The sequence below is a fragment of the Streptomyces sp. NPDC039423 genome (assembly GCF_055598725.1).
In genome coordinates this window covers 608,224-627,172 of the sequence record NZ_JBVKAH010000001.1, presented here as the reverse complement: position 1 = coordinate 627,172, position 18,949 = coordinate 608,224, and the positions used below count along the sequence as shown (strand labels likewise).

Genomic DNA, 18,949 nt, shown 5'->3' with positions numbered 1-18,949 from the left:
TCATGTCTCCCACACCTTGAAAGCCCGTACCTTGTACGGCGATTGGGGCACCCAGGTGCCGCCGCCCGGATACGTCTCGAACTCGCCGGTCTCCGCGCACTCGGCGGACTGGTAGGTGGTGACGGGTCGTCCGGTGCGGTTGGCGAGGGACGCCGCGGACGATCCGGCCGGCAGCGGGACGCACGCATCGATGTCGAGGTCGGCCAGCTCATGGGTCTGCCGGGCACCCCGGAAGCCCTCCTTCGCCCACAGGCACAACTGCCCGGCGTCACAGGGCCCGAGCCGGGGCGGCGCGGCGGCCCCCCGCTCGGCGGACACCGGCGCGACGGACACCGGAGCGACGGACACCGGAGCGACGGACACGGGCGCGGCGGTCACCGGCGCGGCGGCCCCGACCACGGACGCGGCGAGGGCACCGGCCGTGAGAGCGACGGTGACGGCGGTGGTGAGAACGGTCGTGGAACGCATGGGAACCCCCCGTGGACGACTGACGATCACGTACGACCATCCTCACGCTCCGTCACCGTCTGGGGAAGGATTCCGGGACGGATCCACCCGCATGGGTGACGCAGCGCGACCGGGTGACGCCCCACGACCACAGGCACGTCCACAGCCACCCGCACAGCCACAGCCACGTCCACAGCCACCCGCACAGGCACGGCCACGACCACAACCACAACCACGAAGAGGGCCCCGCAGCGGACGCGCCGCGGGGCCCTCGTCGTGCGCCGGGCAGGACCCGGCCGGGGAGCTCAGATATGGGCGCCGCCCGCGCCCGCCTCCGCGTTCTCACCGCGCTTGGTCAGCGTGGCCACCAGCGCCGCGACGACCGCCACGACGCCCGCGACCGTGAAGGCCAGGCCCATGCCGGAGAGGAAGGTGTCGTGGATGACGCCGCCGATCTTCGCGAGCAGGTCCGGCGTCATCCCGGGGGCCTTCGCCAGCTCGGCCGGAACGGCACCGAACTCCGCCGCCTGCTCCAGCCGCGGGTCGGGCGGGACCGGGATGCCGGCGTCCTTCCAGTTGCCGGCGAACTCGGCGTTCACCTTGGAGGACATGACCGCGCCCAGCACCGCCGTACCGAGCGCGCCGCCGACCTGCATGGCGGCCTGCTGGAGACCGCCGGCCACACCGGACAGCTCCAGCGGAGCGTTGCCCACGATGACCTCCGTGGCGCCCACCATGACCGGGGCGAGGCCGAGGCCCAGCAGGGCGAACCAGAGGGACATGGCCAGGGTGCCGGTGCCCTCGGTCAGGGTGATCATGCCGAACATGGCGGCCGCGGTGCACACCATGCCGCCCACCAGCGGGACCCGGGGGCCGAACTTGGTGATGAGCGCGCCCGCCAGCGGCGAGGAGACGATCATCATGGCCGTCAGCGGCAGCAGGTGCAGGCCGCTGTCGACCGGGCTGAGTCCCTTGACGCCCTGGAGGTAGAAGGTGACGAAGAACAGCCCGCCCATGAAGGCGAAGGCCATCAGCACCATCAGCACGGTGCCCGCCGACAGCGGTACCGAGCGGAACATGCCCAGCGGGATGAGCGGTTCCGCGACCTTCGTCTCCCAGACGGCGAACAGGGCGAAGAGGACCACCGCGCCCAGCAGGCACAGCCAGGTGTTGCCGCCGTCCCAGCCCCAGGACTCGCCGGCCTTGATCAGGCCGAAGACCAGGGACCCCATCGCGGCGGACAGCAGCAGGATGCCGGGGACGTCGAAGGAGCGGGGCGCGTTCTCCGCGCGGTGGTCCTTGAGGATCACCAGGCCCAGCGCCAGGGCGACCACCCCGACCGGCACGTTGATGAAGAACACGGACTGCCAGCTCACGTGCTCCACGAGGAGGCCGCCGAGGATGGGGCCGCCCGCGGTGGAGGCGCCGATGACCATGCCCCAGATGCCGATGGCCATGTTCAGCTTCTCGGCCGGGAAGGTGGCGCGCAGCAGGCCGAGCGCGGCCGGCATCAGCAGGGCGCCGAAGACGCCCTGGAGCACCCGGAAGGCGATCACGAGGGCGATCGAGTCGGACATGCCGATCGCGGCGGAGGCGGCGGCGAAGCCCGCGATGCCGATGAGGAACGTCTGGCGGTGACCGAACCGGTCCCCGAGCTTGCCCGCGGTGATCAGCGCCACGGCGAGGGCGAGCAGATAGCCGTTGGTGATCCACTGGACGTCGGCGAGTGACGCGCCGAGGTCCCGCTGGATCGCGGGGTTGGCGATCGCGACGATCGTGCCGTCGAGCGCGACCATCATCACGCCGACCGCCACGGCGAACAGCGTCAGCCAGGGGTGGCCGCGCAGGCCCCTGCCCGGTCCCGGCACGGGGTCCTGGCCCTGCGGCGACTTCTGGATGGTGGTCCTACTAGTCATACGAGCGAGGCTAGTGTCAGCGACTGACAATTGACAAAGGGTTTCATACGCCGGTAACTGTCGCGTCGCTCACAGGTAGCCTGAGCAGCCGGAAATGGCAGAAAGAGGACCATGACGTGACGCCCGAGCAGCCGACCACCGCCGGGAGGCCGGCGCCCGCCGGGCTGCGTGAGCGCAAGAAGCAGCGCACCCGCGACGCCCTGCTGCGCGCCGCGCTGGAGCTGTTCACCACCCGGGGGTACGAGCGGACGACGGTCGACGAGATCGTCGACGCCGTGGACGTGTCGCAGCGCACCTTCTTCCGCTACTTCGCCAGCAAGGAGGAGGTCGCCTTCGCCGTCCAGCACATGGTCGAGCGGCACTTCCTGACCGCCCTCCGCGAGCGCCCCGCGCACGAGGCGCCGCTGGAGGCGATGCGCAACGCCGTGCTGTCCGCCTGGGACACGATCGGCGAGGCGATCATGGAGCTCGTGCCGATCGAGCTGTACCTGCGCACCTTCCAGGTGATCGAGTCGACCCCGGCCCTCCTCGCCGTCCACCTGCGGCGCTCCATCGAGATGGAGGAGACCATCGCCGAGCTGATCGCCGCACGGGAGGGCCTGGACGTGGACGCCGATCCGCGCCCGCGTGTGGCCGTCGCCGCGTTCAGCGGCGTCATGCGGATCACCGGGCAGCTCTGGGGGCGCGGTGCGGACGCGTCCCTGGAGGCGATCCGGACGCTCACCGAGACGTACCTGGACCATCTGGGCCCGGCGCTCGCCGCCGACTGGCGCGCCCCTGGCGCACGGAGGTGACGCCCGGGCGCCCGCACCCTCCCTCGCGCCCTCCCCCCGCCCTCACCCGCACCGGGCCATGCGCCCTGCCGGGCCTCGCGTCTTTACCGGGCCTTTCCTCACGCGGCTTTTATATAGGGCGTGTTGACGCCCGGCGCGTACGGGGAGTGAGCGCACTACCCCGATGAGCCACTCTCACGCGTGATGTACGTCACCCTCGTCGCGACGCCCCTCGCACGTCTCCTAGGGTGTCCCGCAGTGACTTCCTTCGACTCCTCCCCCACGCTCCAGGTGTGGCGCGCACTGCTCGCCCTCGCCGTGGTCTTCGTCCTCCTCATGACGACCGGCTGGACCGCGATCCGCCATCACCGCGGGCCGGGAGAGCCGCGCGAGGCCGCGCTCGCCGCGTGGCGGGACGACCGGATAGGCACCCGGGACCTTCCCGATCCCGCGTCCCCGCCGTCCGTACTCGCCGCGTTCTTCGGCTCGCTGAGCCCCCGTCAGCGCGACCGGCTCGCCGCCGAGCACCCGCTCGTCGTGGGCAACCTCGACGGCGTCCCCGTCACCGTCCGCTACCGGGCCAACCGGCACGCGCTGCGCGCCGCGCTGGAGGCCGAGCGGAAGCGGGTGGAGGACGGTCGGCTGTCCCCGGAGGGGCACCTGGAGGCCGTCCGGCGCACGCACCGGTTCGCCTCCCTGATGCGCGCCGACCGGCAGGTCCTGGCCTTCGACCCGTCCGGCAAGGGCCGTGTCGCCGAGGTCTTCGGCGACCTCGACCGGGCCGAGCACGTCTCGGTGGTCGTCCCGGGCGTCGACACCAACCTGCTCACGTTCCAGAAGACCGCCCGCAAATACTCGGCCCCCGCCGGGATGGCCGAATCGCTGTACGCCGCCGAGCGCGCCGCCTCCCCCGCCACCCGTACCGCCGTGATCGCCTGGGCCGACTACACCGCGCCCGTCGGCGTCGGCATGGACGCGGCCATCGGGCGGCTCGCCGAGACGGGGGCGAACCGGCTGGTCGGCCTCACCTCCGCGCTGCCCGGCGACTCCCGGGTGGCGCTGTTCTGCCACAGCTACGGCTCCGTGGTGTGCGGGGTCGCCGCCCGCCGGCTGCCCTCCCGGGTGGTGGACGTCGCGGTGGCCGGGAGCCCCGGAATGCGGGCCGAGACGGCGTCCGCACTGGGCACCGGAGCCCGGGTGTGGGCCATGCGGGACGCCGACGACTGGATCGCCGGGGTGCCGTACCTGGAGGTCGGCGGGCTGGGGCACGGCGCCGATCCGGTGGCGCCGGAGTTCGGGGCCCGGGTGCTGTCCGCGGCGGGCGCGGTGGGCCACGCCGGGTACTTCGAGCCCGGTACGGAGAGCCTCCGCAACTTCGCAGACATAGGCGTCGGCTCGTACCGTACGGTCCGCTGTGAGGGCGACCCGTACGGCTGCCGCAGCGGAATCTCCGGCACGAGCACGGTCTGACGCGCGTAGAGGCGCGTGGAGCGCCGCCCCGGCCCACAAGTCTCCGGGCGACCCCGCGCGTCTCCGGGGGGCGACGCGCGGGCGCCCGCCGCATACGATGAGGCGCATGGGTGATGTGCTGGCCGGAATTCATGCCACCTGGGAGTTCGAACCCGACGCCGTGCTCATCCGCTTCGAACGGGGGATCCGCGCACCGAAGCTCTACCAGGCGCTGCGCGAGCGACGCATCCCGCACGAAGCGTTGGCGTCGGTGACCCTCTCCCCTGGCAGACGCGGCACGGTCGTGCTGCACGCGGTCCCGAGGGCGGGAGCCGATCCGCTGATGGAGGCGGCCGCGGGCCAGCTCAAGGACGCCTGCGACCCGTACCGGCTGGTGCTGCCGGCCGAGCGGGAGACCCTCGCCGAGTACTACGCCGACGAGCTGCGCGCCCTGCTCGGGCCGGACGCCGGGGAGCCGGCCGACCGGTTCCTGGTCGCCGCCCCCGAGGCGCCGCTCCAGTTCAAGGCGTACGACGGCAAGGCGTCCTTCGACGGTGGCCAGGTGGCGTTCCGCTGGTTCTGGACCGGCGCGTCGTCCGCCAAGTGGAAGGCCGGCGACCAGTCCTTCTCCGTACGGGAGCTGAGCGGGGTCGAGTGGCGCTCGCCCGACGTCTTCGACGGCTACCTCCGGCTGCTGCGGCGTGGCCACGCGGGCGACGTCCAGCCGGCGCAGGCGGACCAGGACCCGGCGGCGGTCGTCTTCGGGCTGGGTTACGGGCCCGTGCACGAGTCCCTGCCGTTCGCCGCGGCGGTCCTCGCCGCGGTCCGGGACGCCGGCGGGCTGCCCGTGCCGGTGCCCGCCGCGGTGACGGCGGGACGCGACCCGGCGGTGATCGCGGAGCGCATACGGCACCTGGGCGAGCTGTACCAGGCGGGCCTGGTGACGGACGAGGAGTTCGCCGCGAAGAAGGCCCAGCTCCTCGCGGAGCTGTGATCCCCGGGCGCCGGGAGGCCGCCGGGCCCTGCCTGCCCGGGCCCGGCGGATCCGGAGCCGGCGGAGGCCCGCCCCGGCGGGGCGGTGGGGTCGTACCGGGGTAGGGGGTGGGAACCGGCACTCCGGTATGACGCCGGGTGGCCAGCCGCTGCCTAGGCTGGCGGATCATGCGTACCGATCTCCCGCTCTCCCGACTGCGCGGTTCGGCACGCGCGCTGGGGCTCGCCGTCACCACGCCGACCGAGGGCGCGGAGCCGCTGCTCGCGCGGGCGGCCTCGCCCTGGCTGCGGAGGCTGCCGTACGCCGTCGCCTTCGGGTTCGTCGCCACGCTGCTGCCGGTCACCGTCACCGTCCTCGTCGGCGACTACCGGGTCAACGGCGCTGTCGCCGGGGCCCTGGCGACCGCGCAGACCGTGCCGCTGCTGCTCGCCGTGAGGCGTCCGCTCCAGGCGTGGTGGATCGTCATGGCCGCCGATGTGCTGGGCGCGCTGTTCCTGCTCGGTGCCGACGGCGTGGCCGGCCGGGCGTGGCCGTGGACGCCGATGATCGTGGTCGGCCGCCTGGCACTGATGGCGGCCCTGGGGCTGCGCGAGCCGCGCCGCACGCTGCTGGGCGTGTGGCTGGTGACCGGCGCGGCGGGGTTCCTCTTCGAGCTGATCTCGCCGACCCGCAGCGACGGCATCCACCTGCTGCTGTTCATCCTCAGCGGGGCCGTGCTGCTGCTGACGGCGTCGCTGCGGGAGCGCGGGGACGCGCAACGGCGGCTCGTCGAGCAGGAGACGATCAGTGAGGCCGAGCGCGCGCGGCGCACCCTGCTGGAGGAACGGGCGCGCATCGCGCGGGAGTTGCACGACGTGGTGGCCCACCACATGTCGGTGATCACCGTGCAGGCGGACTCGGCGCCGTACCGGATCGAGGGGCTGCCGGCGGCGGCGTGCGAGGAGTTCTCGACGATCGCCGCGTCCGCGCGCGAGTCGCTGGCGGAGATGCGGCGGCTGCTGGCGGTGCTGCGCAGTGAGGGCGCGGAGGGCGAACGGGCGCCGCAGCCGGGGCTGGAGCGGGTGCAGCAGCTCGTGGAGGCGACGGTACGGGCGGGGGTGCCCGCCGAGCTGGCGATGCCGGCCGGGCTGGGTGCCGTGCCGCCGGCGGTGGACCTGTCCGCGTACCGGATCGTGCAGGAGGCGCTCGCCAACGTGGTGCGGCACGCGCCGGGCGCGCCGACGCGCGTGTCGGTGTCGGCGGACAGCGACCGGCTGACGGTGCTGGTCGTCAACGGGCCCCCGGAGCAGGCAAGTTCACCCCTGGAGACGTCCGGTACGGGTCACGGGCTGGTCGGCATGCGGGAGCGCGTACGGTTGACCGGCGGCACCCTCGACACCGGGCCGCTGCCCGACGGCGGTTTCCGTGTCGCGGCCTGTCTGCCCCTCACCCCCGCTCCGGAGGAACCCGCGTGACCATCCGCGTGATCATCGTCGACGACCAGGCCATGGTGCGCGCGGGATTCGCCGCGCTGCTGTCGGCGCAGCAGGACATCGACGTGGTCGGGGAGGCGCCGGACGGCCGCGAGGGGGTGGCCGTGGCCCGCTCGACACACCCCGACGTGGTCCTGATGGACGTCCGGATGCCGGAGATGGACGGCCTGGCGGCGGCGCGGGAGATCCTGTCAGCGCCGCCGGGGGTCGTGCACCTGCCGAAGGTGCTGATGCTCACCACCTTCGACGTGGACGACTACGTGTACGAGGCGCTGCGCGCCGGTGCGTCCGGGTTCCTGCTGAAGGACGCCCCGCCGGCGGACCTGATCGGCGCGGTACGGGTGGTGGCGGCCGGCGAGGCGCTGCTGGCGCCGTCCGTGACGCGCCGCCTGATCGCCGACTTCGCCGCCTCCCGCCCGGCCCCGCGCCGGGACCGCTCGCTGCGCCTCAACGGCCTGACGCCCCGGGAGACGGAGGTGCTGGAGCTGATCGCCCGGGGCCTGTCGAACCAGGAGATAGCCGGCCGGCTGGTCCTCGCCGAGCAGACGGTGAAGACGCACATCGGGCGCGTGCTGTCCAAGCTGGACCTCCGCGACCGGGCGCAAGCGGTGATCTTCGCCTACGAGTCTGGCCTGGTCACCCCGGGCGACGCCTAGGTCGTGTCCGCAAAGTCTCGCCTGGCCCGCGGCGTCCTGCACGCTCCCTGGGACACGACCCGGAGCGCCCCGGGCCGGTCCGCCGGCCCCGTCCGGCCCACCGCTCTCGTACACCCCCTACCCGGGTACCACCCGGCAGTTGGCTCCTCGGGGTGACGTCCTGCCGGAGGCCGCCTCCTTACCTTCCTCTCGCCGCACAGGACGAGGGAAGCAGAGGGGGGCGTCATGCGCCGCTGGAAGAAGGCCCGCACGGACAGCACCGTCGACACGGTCGGCACCGACCACACGGTCGGCGCCGGCCAGCCGGAGGGCACCGGCCGCGGCGGCAGGCGCTGGGGAAGGGCGCTGACCGCCGTCCTGCTCATGGGCGCGGTCGTCGGCGGGACCGCCGGGTGGGCCGCGGGGAGCGGGCAGCGGGCGGTGACCGGGCCGCCGCCGGGGAGCGAGGCGTGGCGGGACGACACGTCGCTGGGGCGGGCGCTGCCCGATCCGGCGACCGCCACGCCCCGTGAGGTGGCGGCCTTCTTCCGGACCCTGCCGGCCGCACGGCAGAAGGACCTGGCGCGCCGTCACCCCACCGTCGTGGGCAACCTCGACGGGGCCCCGGTCGCCCTCCGCTACGAGGCCAACGCGACCGCCCTGCGGCGTGATCCCCGGTTCGCGCACCTCGCCGGGCGGCAGGTCCTGGCGTTCGACCCGCGCGGGCGCGGCCAGGTGGCCGAGGTACTCGGGGACCTGGCGCACAGCCGCCACGTCGCCGTCGTCGTACCGGGGTCGGACATCGACGCGGGGACGTACGACCGGGCCGGCGACCCGTACGGCACGCCCGCCGGGATGGCGAGGCAGCTCCGGACCGCCGCGCCGGGCACCGCCGTCATCGCGTGGGCCGGGTACACCACGCCCGTCGGGGTGGGCCTGGACGCCGCGACCGGCGAGCTCGCGGAGGCGGGCGCGCAGCGGCTGGCCCGCCTCACCGACGGGCTCGCCGCCCAGGGCGTCCCGGCGCCCGCCGTGTTCTGCCACAGCTACGGCTCCGTGGTCTGCGGGCTGGCCGCCCCCCGGCTGGTGGCCCGTGACCTGGTGGTCCTCGGCTCCCCCGGGATGCGCGCCGGCACCGTCGCCGACCTGCGCACCACCGCCCGGGTGTGGGCCGCGAAGGACCCGTCGGACTGGATCTCCAAGGTGCCGAACGTCCGGTTCCTGGGCCTCGGCCACGGCGCCGACCCGGCCGGCCCCGACTTCGGCGCCCGCCCCGTGCCGGCCGCCGACGCGCACGGCCACACCGGCTACTTCGCGCCGGGCACCGAGTCCCTGCGTACCTTCGCCGCCATCGCCCGGGGAGACGTCCGATGAAGACCCTCGCCCCCACCCGCGCCACCGCCCGCCGCTCCCGTCCCGCCTCCGCCGCCGCCCGCGCCACCGCCTCCGCGTCCGCCCTGGCCCGCCGGATCGACGCCCGGACGCCGGCCCACCGCGACCGTGCCGTCGACGGGCTGCGTGCCCTGGCGCTGCTCGCCGTCCCCACCGGCCACTGGCTCCTCGGCGGTTTCACGCTCGACGGCGAGGGGGCGATCCACAACGCCAGCCCGCTGTCCGCCTTCGGGTTCTTCGCGCCCCTGAGCTGGGGGCTCCAGATGCTGGGGATCTTCTTCCTGGTCGGCGGGTACGCGGCCGTCCTGTCGTACGACGGGCGCCCGGGTTCCACCGGCGCGTGGCTCAAGGGGCGGATCGCCCGGCTCGGCCGTCCCGTCCTCGGTGTCACGGCCGTGTGGGCCGTCCTGGTCGCGGCCCTGGGCGTGGCGGGCGTCCCGGGCGACACGCTGCGCACCGGGGCGACACTCGTCGTCCAGCCGCTGTGGTTCGTCGGGGTGTATCTGGTGGTGACCGCCCTGACCCCGTACTGCGTCCGCGCCGCCCGCCGGCTCGGTGTGTGGGCGGCCGCCCCGCTGCTCGCCTCGGTCGCCGTGGTGGACGTCCTCCGCTACGGCCCGTACGCGGACGCCGTGCCGTCCTGGCTGGGCCTGCTGAACCTCCTGCCCGGCTGGCTCTTCGCCTACCAGCTCGGCGTCTCGTGGGGCGTGCGGCGGGTCGGCCGGCGGGAGGCGTGGGCGCTGCTGCTCGGCGGCGCGGCCCTGTTCGCCACGCTCCTGCTCGCGTTCCACTACCCCGCCTCGATGGTCGGCGTCCCCGGGGAGGCCCGTACCAACTCCCACCCGCCGTCGCTGCTCGTCCTGGCGCTGGCGGCGGCACAGAGCGGCGCGGCGGTCCTGCTGCGCGACCGGCTGGGGGCGCTGCTGCGCCGCCCCGCGCTGTGGGCGCCGGTGGTCGTGGTCAACCTGTCGGCGATGACGATCCTGTGCTGGCACCAGACCGCGATGCTGGCGGCGGCCGTGCCCGCGTCCTTCGCCGGCGCGGTGCCGGGGCTGACGACCACGCCCGACACCCTCGGCTGGATCCCGGCGCGGCTGGCGTGGATGCCGCTGTTCGCGGGGCTGCTGCTGGTGATCGGGCGGTACGCGCGGGGCTTCGAGACCCCGTGGACGCACGCCACCGCCGCCCGCCGCTCGGCCGCGGGTCTGCTGGCGGCGGGCTTCGCGGTGTACGCGCTCACCTGAGCCGGTCAGGACTCCCGGGCGGCCGAGGTGGACGACATGTCCGGGTAGCGGTCGCCGGCGACCCGGTCGGCGAGGGGTTCCAGGGCGGCCAGTTCCCGTTCGGTGAGGGTGATCCGGGTGGCGGCCGCGTTCTCCAGCAGGCGGGCGCGCTTGCGGGTGCCGGGGATGGGCACCACGGCCAGGCCGTGCACCTCCGCCCGCTGCTGCACCCAGGCGAGCGCGACCTGGGCGGGGGTGGCTCCGTGGGCCTTGGCGACGGCGCGGACGGGCTCCAGCAGGGCGGCGTTGCGGCGGGCGTTGTCGCCGGTGAAGCGCGGCTGGTGCTGCCGGAAGTCGCCGTCCGTCAGGTCCGTGGCCGCGTCGGCGAACGCCCCGGTGAGGAAGCCGCGGCCGAGGGGCGAGTACGGCACGAACGCCACGCCCAGTTCCGCCGCCGCGCCCACCGCGCTGCGCTCGACGTCCCGGGAGAACAGGGACCACTCGGACTGGAGGGCGGTGATCGGGTGCACGGCGTGCGCCTCGCGCAGTTCCGCGCCGGTCACCTCGCTCAGGCCCAGGTGCTTGACCAGGCCGCGCTCCACCAGCTCGGCCATGGCGCCGACGGACTCGGCGAGCGGCACGGCGGGGTCGCGGCGGTGCATGTAGTAGAGGTCGATGACGTCGACGCCGAGGCGCCGGAGGCTGCCCTCGACGGCGGACCTGATGTACGCGGGGTCGTTGCGGACGCGCCGGTACCGCGGGTCGTCGGTGCGCTCGACGGCGAACTTGGTGGCGAGGGTGATCTCGTCGCGGTGCTTCGCGACGAACGGCGCGAGGAACTCCTCGTTGGCGCCGCGGCCGTAGATGTCGGCGGTGTCGATCAGGGTGACGCCGGCCTCCAGCGCGGCGTCGAGGGTGTCGCGGGCCGCCGCTTCGTCGGTGTCGCCGTAGAACTCGCTGATGCCCATGGCGCCGAAGCCCTGGACGCCCACCAGCGGGCCTCCGGTGCCCAGGCGTACGGTCGCGATCTTTTCCGTGCTCATGCGGTCCTCTCCGGGGCCCGTCGGGCACCCGCATAGAAGTCGATCTTGTAGTCGAGTACGGCGAGCGTGTCCTGGAGCTCCGCGATGCGGGACCGCACGTCCCGGCGCGTGGCCTCCAGCAGCTCCTGCCGCTTGTCGAAGGTGTGCTCGCCCTCGCGCACCAGCTCCGCGTAGCGGACCATGTCCGCCACCGGCATGCCGGTCAGCCGCAGCTTGCCGACGAACGCGAGCCAGTCCAGGTCCTTGTTGGTGAAGCGGCGCTGGCCGGTGTGGGACCGGTCGACGTGCGGCATCAGCCCGATCCGCTCGTACCAGCGCAGAGTGTGCGCGGTGAGCCCGGTCCAGGCCGCCACCTCGCTGATCGTGTAGCGGTCCTGCCCGGCGGGGCGCGGGTGCGGGGGCGGGGCGGAGACGCAGAACTCGCGGCGCCCGGTCCGTACGGGAATGCTCTCGATCACCGTCATGCCCCCACGCTAGGACCTTGGAGTGCACTCGAAGCAAGCCTCGGCCCGGGGAAGTCCCGGCGGGGCGCGGAGTTACGCTCGTCCCCATGCGAAGCGTGGCGATGATCGAGAACTGGCCGGTGGAGAACGCGGCGGCGGCCGTCGTGCGGGCGGACGGCACGGTGGCCGGGGCGCACGGCCCCACCAGCCGGCGGTTCCCGCTGGCGTCGGTGACCAAGCCGCTCGCCGCGTACGCCGTGCTCGTGGCGTACGAGGAGGGGGCGGTCGAGCTCGACGAGCCGGCCGGGCCCGAGGGGTCCACGGTGCGGCACCTGCTGGCGCACACGTCGGGCCTGGCGTTCGACGAGCACCGGGTGATGGCGGCACCGGGGACCCGGCGGATCTACTCCAACGCCGGGTTCGAGGTGCTGGGCGACCATGTCGCGAAGGCCACGGACATCCCGTTCGCCGAATACCTGCGCCAGGCGGTGCTGGAGCCGCTGGGCATGGCGGACACGGCACTCGACGGCTCGCCCGCGAAGGACGCCGTGTCGACGGTCGACGACCTGGTGCGGTTCGCCGCCGAGGTGCAGGCGCCCCGGCTGCTGGACCCGCGCACGGTGCTGGAGGCCATGACGGTGGTCCACCCCGGGCTGACGGGCATCCTGCCCGGGTACGGCCACCAGCGGCCGAACGACTGGGGCCTGGGCTTCGAGATCCGGAACGGCAAGTCGCCGCACTGGACGGGCGCTTCGTCCTCGCCGCGCGCCTTCGGCCACTTCGGCCAGTCGGGCACCTTCCTGTGGATCGACCCGGACGCCGCGTGGGCGGACGGCGGCGGCACGGGGGCGGCCTGCGTCGCCCTGAGCGACCGGGCGTTCGGTCCGTGGGCGGTCGAGGCGTGGCCGCCGTTCACGGACGCGGTGCTGGCGGAACTCCGCGCGGCGCGCTGAGCGCCCGCCACTCTAGAATCAACGCCCATGTCGAAGCCTGATGAACTGCTCGTTGACATCGCCGCCACGGTGGAGTCGGAGCAAACCACGCAGATGTCCCTGACCGTCGTGGTCCACGGGGCCGTCATCACGGGCCGGCTGGCGCCCGAGACGGTCTGGCGGCAGCGGGTGGCCGAGGTGCTGCGGGACTCGGACCGGCTCGGTCCGTTCGCCGGCACGTTCGCGCCGCCCGGGGGTGGCGGGTCCCGGCCGTCCGGGGCGCCCACCCATCTGCACTTCCACGTCGCCCGGATCCTCCAGGGCCAGGTGGGCATCCCGGAGACGGGCGGGATGTACCGGATCGCCATCAAGGACGTGAGCGCCTGGACGGTGGGCGACTTCAGCTATTCCGACCAGTGATCCCCGCGCGGTGCGCCCCGGTGGCGCACCGCGCGCACGGGGGTCATCCGTCCATCTCCCACAGCAGCACCTCGGCCGGGGCCGGCGCCTCCAGCTCCAGCCCCGCCGAGCCGGTGATCCGCGCCGAGTCCCCGGGGGCGAGCTCGTCGTCGCCGAGCCGTACCGTGCCGCGGACGACGTGGACGTACACGTGGGCGGCGTCCGGGACGGCGATCCGCTCCCCGGGGGCCTCGGGGCGCCGTACGTGGAGTGTCGCGCCCGCGGCCGGCAGGGCGTACGGGGCCGTGTCCGCGATGCCCCGCACCACGTCGTAGGCCGGGTCGCCGCCGGGCCGGCGCGGGGCCAGCCACATCTGCACGAAGACCAGCGGGCGGTCGCCGTCGTTGCGCTCCTCGTGCCGGACCCCGGCGGCCGCGCTGAGGTGTTGTACGTCACCCGGGCCGATGCGCGAGGTGTGCCCGGCCGAGTCGCGGTGGGTGAGCTCGCCCTCCACGACCCAGGTGACGATCTCGGTGTGGCTGTGGGGGTGCTCGTCGAACCCGGAGCCGGGGGCGAGCCGCTCCTCGTTGCAGGCCAGGATCGCGCCGAACCGGAGGTTGTCGGGGTCGTAGAAGCGCCCGAAGGAGAAGGCGTGCAGGGTCTCGATGCCGTCCGCCGCCGCGCCGCCGCGGTAGCGGTCGCCGGCCCGCCGCACCGACCACACCGGGGTGCCCGGGGCGGGTCCGGCGGCGGGGGCCGCGCCGTCTGGTTGCCGTGAACTCACGGGACCACCGTAGCCCCGGCGCCGCACTCCCCCGTCCGGATAAGGCAGTCTTGTCCCGTGCCTGAACCCGCAGCGAACGACCACCGGTCCCATGCCGCCACCCTGAAGCGCCTGGAGCAGTCCTCCGGACGCCTCGCGGCGAACGCCATCGCCCGCATGGACGAGACGCTGCCCTGGTACCGGGCGATGCCACCGGAGAACCGGTCGTGGATCGGGCTGGTCGCCCAGGCCGGCATCGCCGCGTTCACCGAGTGGTTCCGGCACCCGGAGACCCCGCAGGCCATCTCCACCGACGTCTTCGGCACGGCTCCGCGCGAGCTGACCCGGGCGATCACCCTGCGCCAGACCGTGGAGATGGTCCGCACCACGATCGAGGTCATGGAGGCGGCGATCGAGGAGGTCGCGGCCCCGGGCGACGAGTCGGTGCTGCGCGAGGCGCTGCTGGTGTACGCGCGGGAGATCGCGTTCGCCACGGCCCAGGTGTACGCGCAGGCCGCCGAGGCGCGCGGCGCGTGGGACGCCCGGCTGGAGTCCCTGGTGGTGAACGCGGTGCTGTCCGGCGAGGCGGACGAGGGCGCCGTCTCGCGGGCGGCCGCGCTCGGCTGGAACTCGCCGGAGCACGTGTGCGTGATCCTGGGCACGGCCCCGGACGGCGACAGCGAGCTGACGGTGGAGGCGATCCGGCGGGCGGCCCGGCACGCCAAGCTCCAGGTGCTCACCGGGGTGCTCGGGAACCGGCTGGTGGTGATCGCGGGCGGCAGCGACAACCCGCTCCAGGTCGCCAAGGCGCTGATCGGCCCGTACGCGGCCGGGCCGGTCGTCGCCGGGCCGATCGTGCCGGACCTGCTGGCGGCCACCCGGTCCGCGCAGGCCGCGGCGGCGGGCCTGAAGGCCTGTTCGGCGTGGCAGGACGCGCCGCGGCCGGTGCTGGCGGACGATCTGCTGCCGGAGCGCGCCATCGCCGGTGACCCGTCCGCGCGCGAGCAGTTGGTGGAGGAGATCTACAGACCGCTGGAGGAGGCGGGCTCGGCGCTCCTGGAAACCTTGAGCGTTTATCTGGAGCAGGCGAGCAGTCTTGAGGGCGCGGCTCGGATGCTCTTCGTCCATCCGAACACCGTGCGCTACCGGCTCCGACGTGTGACCGACGTCACCGGATGGTCGCCGTCCGATGTGCGGTCCGCGTTCACCCTGAGGATCGCGCTGATCCTCGGGCGTCTGGTCGACGGAGAACCGCAGTCCTAGACTTTTGTCGAACGTCCACAATTCCCCTGACGGTTCTTGGTCCCTGTCCTCACGGGCGGTAGGAGCCGTCCACAAGAGAGAGTGTGAGGGTGCTCGTACTCGTCGCTCCCGGCCAAGGCGCTCAGACGCCCGGCTTCCTGACTCCCTGGCTCGACCTTCCCGGCGCCCGTGACCGCGTCGCCGCGTGGTCCGACGCCATCGGGCTCGACCTCGTCCACTACGGCACCAAGGCGGACGCGGACGCGATCCGTGACACGGCGGTGGCCCAGCCGCTGCTGGTGGCGGCCGGTCTGCTGTCCGCCGCCGCGCTCGGCGACACGGCCCCGGACGCCGTCGCCGGCCACAGCGTCGGCGAGATCACGGCGGCCGCGTTCGCCGGTGTCCTCGACGACACGGCCGCGCTCGGCTTCGTACGGACCCGTGGCCTGGCGATGGCCGAGGCCGCCGCCGTCACCGAGACCGGCATGTCGGCGCTGCTCGGCGGTGAGCCGGAGGTCACCGTCCCGCACCTGGAGAAGCTGGGCCTGACCCCGGCGAACGTCAACGGCGCCGGCCAGATCGTGGCGGCCGGCACCATGGAGCAGCTCGCGGCGCTCGAGGCGGACATGCCCGAGGGCGTACGCCGTGTGGTGGCGCTCAAGGTCGCCGGCGCGTTCCACACGCACCACATGGCGCCCGCGGTCGAGACGCTCCGCAAGGCCGCCGAGGCCCTGACGGTCGCCGACCCGACCGTGCCGTACGTCTCCAACAAGGACGGGCAGACCGTCGCCACGGGCGCCGATGTCGTCGCCCGCCTGGTCGGCCAGGTCGCCAACCCCGTCCGCTGGGACCTGTGCATGGAAACGTTCCAGCGGCTCGGCGCGACCGCCCTGGTCGAGGTGTGCCCCGGCGGCACGCTCACCGGTATCGCCAAGCGCGCCCTGAAGGGCGTCAAGACGGTCGCCCTGAAGACGCCGGACGACCTCGACGCGGCCCGCGCGCTCATCGCCGAGCACGCGACGCCCGCCGTCTGACAAGGAGCCGTAGAGCATGGCGAAGATCAAGCCCAGCCAGGGCGCACCGTACGCCCGCATCATGGGCGTCGGCGGCTACCGGCCCACCCGTGTGGTGCCGAACGAGGTGATCCTGGAGACGATCGACTCGTCCGACGAGTGGATCCGCTCCCGTTCCGGCATCGCCACCCGTCACTGGGCCTCGCCCGAGGAGACGGTGACGGTGATGTCGGTCGAGGCGGCCGGCAAGGCCATCGCGGACGCGGGGATCACGGCCGAGCAGATCGGCGGCGTGATCGTCTCCACCGTCTCGCACTTCAAGCAGACCCCCGCCGTCGCCACCGAGATCGCGGACAAGATCGGCGCCCACAAGCCGGCCGCGTTCGACATCTCGGCGGGCTGCGCCGGCTTCGGCTACGGCCTGACCCTCGCCAAGGGCATGGTGGTGGAAGGTTCCGCCGAGTACGTCCTCGTGATCGGCGTGGAGCGGCTGAGCGACCTGACCGACCTGGAGGACCGTGCGACGGCCTTCCTGTTCGGTGACGGCGCCGGCGCCGTCGTCGTCGGCCCCGCGAAGGAGCCGGCGATCGGCCCCACCGTGTGGGGCTCCGAGGGCGACAAGTCCGAGACCATCAAGCAGACCGTCGCGTGGACCGACTACCGCGACGGTACGGTCGAGAAGTTCCCGGCCATCACGCAGGAGGGCCAGGCGGTGTTCCGCTGGGCCGTCTTCGAGATGGCGAAGGTCGCCCAGCAGGCGCTGGACGCGGCCGGGATCTCGGCGGCCGACCTGGACGTCTTCATCCCGCACCAGGCCAATATGCGGATCATCGACTCGATGGTGAAGACGCTGAAGCTGCCGGAGCACGTCACGGTCGCCCGTGACGTGGAGACGACCGGCAACACCTCGGCCGCCTCGATTCCGCTCGCGATGGAGCGGCTCCTGGCGACCGGTCAGGCGAAGAGCGGTGACACCGCGCTCGTCATCGGCTTCGGGGCGGGTCTCGTCTACGCCGCGACGGTCGTTACCCTCCCCTAGGCACGTTTCGGGAGTTTTCCCGGGCGACAGCCTCAAAACCCTCTGAGAAACACCTCTGAGACACACACCGAAGGAGCGCCACATGGCCGCCACTCAGGAAGAGATCGTCGCCGGTCTCGCCGACATCGTGAACGAGATCGCCGGCATCCCGGTCGAGGACGTCCAGCTGGACAAGTCCTTCACCGACGACCTGGACGTCGACTCGCTCTCCATGGTCGAGGTCGTCGTCGCCGCCGAAGAGCGCTTCGACGTCAAGATCCCCGACGAGGACGTCAAGAACCTCAAGACTGTCGGCGACGCCGCCGACTACATCCTGAAGCACCAGGGCTGATCGGACCGCCACCCGGCGGTGGCGCCGCATTCCCCGCATACCTCATACACGTGGAGAAAGAATTCCTGTGAACTCGACCAATCGCACCGTGGTCGTCACCGGTATCGGCGCAACCACACCGCTGGGTGGCGACTCCGCCGCGACCTGGGAGGGTCTGCTGGCGGGACGCTCCGGCGTCAAGCCCCTCGAAGGTGACCGCTTCGCCGACATGCCCGTGCGCATCGCGGCACCCGTGGCCGTCGACCCGGCCGAGGTGCTGCCCCGCCCGCTGGCCCGCAAGCTGGACCGTTCGGCGCAGTTCGCCGTGATCGCGGCCCGTGAGGCGTGGGCGGACGCGGGCTTCACCGCCCCGGCGGGCGAGGACGCCTCGATCGAGCCCGAGCGGCTCGGCACCGTCATCGCCTCCGGCATCGGCGGCGTGACGACCCTGCTGGACCAGTACGACGTGCTGAAGGAGAAGGGCGTACGCCGCGTCTCCCCGCACACCGTGCCGATGCTGATGCCGAACAGCCCCTCCGCCAACGTCGGCCTGGAGGTGAACGCCCGGGCGGGCGTGCACACCCCGGTCTCGGCGTGCGCGTCGGGTGCCGAGGCGATCGGCTACGCCGTCGAGATGATCCGTACCGGCCGCGCCGACGTGGTCCTCGCGGGCGGCACCGAGGCGGCGATCCACCCGCTGCCGGTGGCCGCGTTCGCCAACATGATGGCGATGTCCAAGAACAACGACGAGCCCGAGAAGGCCTCCCGCCCGTACGACAAGGGCCGTGACGGCTTCGTCCTCGGCGAGGGCGCGGGTGTCGTCGTCCTGGAGTCGGCCGAGCACGCCGCCGCGCGGGGCGCGAAGGTCTACTGCGAGGCGCTCGGCCAGGGGCTGTCGGCCGACAGCCACCACATCGCCCAGCCGGAGCCGACGGGCCGCGGCATCGCCGCCGCCCTCCAGAACCTGCTGGACACCACCGACCTGAAGCCGGCCGAGGTCGTGCACCTCAACGCGCACGCCACGTCCACCCCGCAGGGTGACGTCGCCGAGGTGAAGGCGCTGCGCAAGGTGCTCGGCGACGAGCTGGACCACGTGGCGGTCTCCGCCACCAAGTCCATGACCGGTCACCTGCTGGGCGGTGCCGGCGGCATCGAGACCGTCGCCACGGTGCTGGCCCTGTACCACCGGACGGCCCCGCCGACCATCAACGTCGAGGACCTGGACGAGGAGGTCGACGCCGACATCGTGCGCGACACGCCGCGTCCGCTGCCGGAGGGCACGATCGCCGCGATCAACAACTCGTTCGGCTTCGGCGGCCACAACGTGGTGCTGGCGTTCCGGACGGTCTGACCTCGCGGTCGGCGACCGACGGACACGCGTGTGGGCCCGCCCCTCCGGGGGGCGGGCCCACACGTGTGTCCGCGGGCGTGGCACGACCCGGTGGCGGCACGCGGCGCGAGCGG

At 73.5% G+C, this 18,949-nt stretch carries 19 protein-coding genes; 14 read left to right on the top strand and 5 right to left on the bottom strand.

Going from position 1 to position 18,949, the window contains the following annotated elements; translation table 11 throughout:
* Together ACZ7LK_RS02745 and ACZ7LK_RS02740 are read right to left on the bottom strand one after the other, a co-directional pair.
* On the bottom strand, positions 1–468 hold the full coding sequence (locus tag ACZ7LK_RS02745; protein WP_471138063.1) for a peptidase inhibitor family I36 protein: 468 nt from the start codon (positions 466–468) through the stop codon (positions 1–3).
* 284 nt (positions 469–752) lie between these two features.
* Positions 753–2,363 (bottom strand): MFS transporter, encoded by a 1,611-nt coding sequence (locus ACZ7LK_RS02740; protein ID WP_469464762.1) that lies wholly within the window; start codon positions 2,361–2,363, stop codon positions 753–755.
* Between the two features lie 116 nt (positions 2,364–2,479).
* Between ACZ7LK_RS02740 and ACZ7LK_RS02735 the strand changes: the two genes are divergently transcribed.
* The 7 genes from ACZ7LK_RS02735 to ACZ7LK_RS02705 all read left to right on the top strand — a co-directional run bounded on the left by ACZ7LK_RS02735 (position 2,480) and on the right by ACZ7LK_RS02705 (position 10,322).
* Positions 2,480–3,157 carry a TetR/AcrR family transcriptional regulator gene (locus ACZ7LK_RS02735; RefSeq protein ID WP_392276512.1) on the top strand — a complete coding sequence of 226 codons (678 nt, stop codon included), beginning with the start codon at positions 2,480–2,482 and terminating at the stop codon, positions 3,155–3,157.
* 237 nt (positions 3,158–3,394) lie between these two features.
* Entirely contained in the window at positions 3,395–4,606 is a 1,212-nt protein-coding gene (locus ACZ7LK_RS02730; protein WP_392276511.1) for an alpha/beta hydrolase, read from the top strand.
* A gap of 106 nt (positions 4,607–4,712) precedes the next feature.
* Entirely contained in the window at positions 4,713–5,579 is an 867-nt protein-coding gene (locus ACZ7LK_RS02725) for a DUF4429 domain-containing protein (protein WP_392276510.1), read from the top strand.
* Between the two features lie 167 nt (positions 5,580–5,746).
* Positions 5,747–7,033 (top strand): sensor histidine kinase, encoded by a 1,287-nt coding sequence (locus ACZ7LK_RS02720; RefSeq protein ID WP_469464764.1) that lies wholly within the window; start codon positions 5,747–5,749, stop codon positions 7,031–7,033.
* Entirely contained in the window at positions 7,030–7,707 is a 678-nt protein-coding gene (locus tag ACZ7LK_RS02715; RefSeq protein WP_471138060.1) for a response regulator, read from the top strand. The genes ACZ7LK_RS02720 and ACZ7LK_RS02715 overlap by 4 nt, the downstream gene beginning before the upstream one ends.
* Positions 7,708–8,070: 363 nt before the next feature.
* A complete protein-coding gene (locus ACZ7LK_RS02710) occupies positions 8,071–9,060 on the top strand; it encodes an alpha/beta hydrolase (RefSeq protein ID WP_471138608.1) in 990 nt (329 codons plus the stop codon).
* The gene (locus ACZ7LK_RS02705; RefSeq protein WP_392276507.1) at positions 9,057–10,322 is read left to right on the top strand and encodes an acyltransferase family protein; all 1,266 of its coding nucleotides are present in this window, start codon (positions 9,057–9,059) and stop codon (positions 10,320–10,322) included. Before ACZ7LK_RS02710 ends, ACZ7LK_RS02705 begins: the two co-directional genes overlap by 4 nt.
* Before the next feature lie 5 nt (positions 10,323–10,327).
* On the opposite strand, the gene ACZ7LK_RS02700 is transcribed toward ACZ7LK_RS02705, so the two are convergent.
* Complete coding sequence (locus ACZ7LK_RS02700; RefSeq protein ID WP_392276506.1) at positions 10,328–11,344, bottom strand: aldo/keto reductase; 1,017 nt, start codon at positions 11,342–11,344, stop codon at positions 10,328–10,330.
* The gene (locus ACZ7LK_RS02695; protein WP_392276505.1) at positions 11,341–11,808 is read right to left on the bottom strand and encodes a MerR family transcriptional regulator; all 468 of its coding nucleotides are present in this window, start codon (positions 11,806–11,808) and stop codon (positions 11,341–11,343) included. Before ACZ7LK_RS02695 ends, ACZ7LK_RS02700 begins: the two co-directional genes overlap by 4 nt.
* Positions 11,809–11,894: 86 nt before the next feature.
* On the opposite strand from ACZ7LK_RS02695, the gene ACZ7LK_RS02690 reads away from it, so the two are divergent.
* Positions 11,895–12,740: a serine hydrolase domain-containing protein gene (locus ACZ7LK_RS02690; protein WP_471138057.1), complete on the top strand. Its 846-nt coding sequence runs from the start codon at positions 11,895–11,897 to the stop codon at positions 12,738–12,740.
* 27 nt (positions 12,741–12,767) lie between these two features.
* Positions 12,768–13,139: a hypothetical protein gene (locus ACZ7LK_RS02685; protein ID WP_392276503.1), complete on the top strand. Its 372-nt coding sequence runs from the start codon at positions 12,768–12,770 to the stop codon at positions 13,137–13,139.
* A gap of 43 nt (positions 13,140–13,182) precedes the next feature.
* Here the strand turns inward: ACZ7LK_RS02685 and ACZ7LK_RS02680 are convergent, their stop codons facing one another.
* Positions 13,183–13,842, bottom strand: a complete 660-nt coding sequence (locus ACZ7LK_RS02680; RefSeq protein WP_392276680.1) for a pirin family protein — start codon at positions 13,840–13,842, stop codon at positions 13,183–13,185.
* Between the two features lie 99 nt (positions 13,843–13,941).
* Between ACZ7LK_RS02680 and ACZ7LK_RS02675 the strand changes: the two genes are divergently transcribed.
* From ACZ7LK_RS02675 to fabF, 5 genes are all read left to right on the top strand, one after another.
* The gene (locus tag ACZ7LK_RS02675; protein WP_392276679.1) at positions 13,942–15,144 is read left to right on the top strand and encodes a PucR family transcriptional regulator; all 1,203 of its coding nucleotides are present in this window, start codon (positions 13,942–13,944) and stop codon (positions 15,142–15,144) included.
* A gap of 89 nt (positions 15,145–15,233) precedes the next feature.
* A complete protein-coding gene (locus ACZ7LK_RS02670; RefSeq protein ID WP_469464767.1) occupies positions 15,234–16,157 on the top strand; it encodes an ACP S-malonyltransferase in 924 nt (307 codons plus the stop codon).
* A gap of 16 nt (positions 16,158–16,173) precedes the next feature.
* Positions 16,174–17,175 carry a ketoacyl-ACP synthase III gene (locus tag ACZ7LK_RS02665; protein WP_392276501.1) on the top strand — a complete coding sequence of 334 codons (1,002 nt, stop codon included), beginning with the start codon at positions 16,174–16,176 and terminating at the stop codon, positions 17,173–17,175.
* An 82-nt stretch (positions 17,176–17,257) separates the two neighbouring features.
* Positions 17,258–17,506 (top strand): acyl carrier protein, encoded by a 249-nt coding sequence (locus tag ACZ7LK_RS02660; RefSeq protein WP_084897295.1) that lies wholly within the window; start codon positions 17,258–17,260, stop codon positions 17,504–17,506.
* Positions 17,507–17,573: 67 nt separating this feature from the next.
* Positions 17,574–18,836: a beta-ketoacyl-ACP synthase II gene (gene fabF / locus ACZ7LK_RS02655; protein ID WP_392276500.1), complete on the top strand. Its 1,263-nt coding sequence runs from the start codon at positions 17,574–17,576 to the stop codon at positions 18,834–18,836.
* Positions 18,837–18,949 lie beyond the last annotated feature (113 nt).

Excerpts from the sequence above, each read along its gene's own strand:
- ACZ7LK_RS02725 (WP_392276510.1), top strand. The coding sequence starts at position 4,713 with ATGGGTGATGTGCTGGCCGGAATTCATGCCACCTGGGAGTTCGAACCC.
- ACZ7LK_RS02685 (WP_392276503.1), top strand. The coding sequence starts at position 12,768 with ATGTCGAAGCCTGATGAACTGCTCGTTGACATCGCCGCCACGGTGGAG.
- ACZ7LK_RS02740 (WP_469464762.1), bottom strand. The coding sequence starts at position 2,363 with ATGACTAGTAGGACCACCATCCAGAAGTCGCCGCAGGGCCAGGACCCC.
- ACZ7LK_RS02710 (WP_471138608.1), top strand. The coding sequence starts at position 8,071 with ATGGGCGCGGTCGTCGGCGGGACCGCCGGGTGGGCCGCGGGGAGCGGG.
- ACZ7LK_RS02665 (WP_392276501.1), top strand. The coding sequence starts at position 16,174 with ATGGCGAAGATCAAGCCCAGCCAGGGCGCACCGTACGCCCGCATCATG.
- ACZ7LK_RS02690 (WP_471138057.1), top strand. The coding sequence starts at position 11,895 with ATGCGAAGCGTGGCGATGATCGAGAACTGGCCGGTGGAGAACGCGGCG.
- ACZ7LK_RS02660 (WP_084897295.1), top strand. The coding sequence starts at position 17,258 with ATGGCCGCCACTCAGGAAGAGATCGTCGCCGGTCTCGCCGACATCGTG.
- ACZ7LK_RS02705 (WP_392276507.1), top strand. The coding sequence starts at position 9,057 with ATGAAGACCCTCGCCCCCACCCGCGCCACCGCCCGCCGCTCCCGTCCC.
- ACZ7LK_RS02695 (WP_392276505.1), bottom strand. The coding sequence starts at position 11,808 with ATGACGGTGATCGAGAGCATTCCCGTACGGACCGGGCGCCGCGAGTTC.
- ACZ7LK_RS02745 (WP_471138063.1), bottom strand. The coding sequence starts at position 468 with ATGCGTTCCACGACCGTTCTCACCACCGCCGTCACCGTCGCTCTCACG.
- ACZ7LK_RS02720 (WP_469464764.1), top strand. The coding sequence starts at position 5,747 with ATGCGTACCGATCTCCCGCTCTCCCGACTGCGCGGTTCGGCACGCGCG.
- ACZ7LK_RS02700 (WP_392276506.1), bottom strand. The coding sequence starts at position 11,344 with ATGAGCACGGAAAAGATCGCGACCGTACGCCTGGGCACCGGAGGCCCG.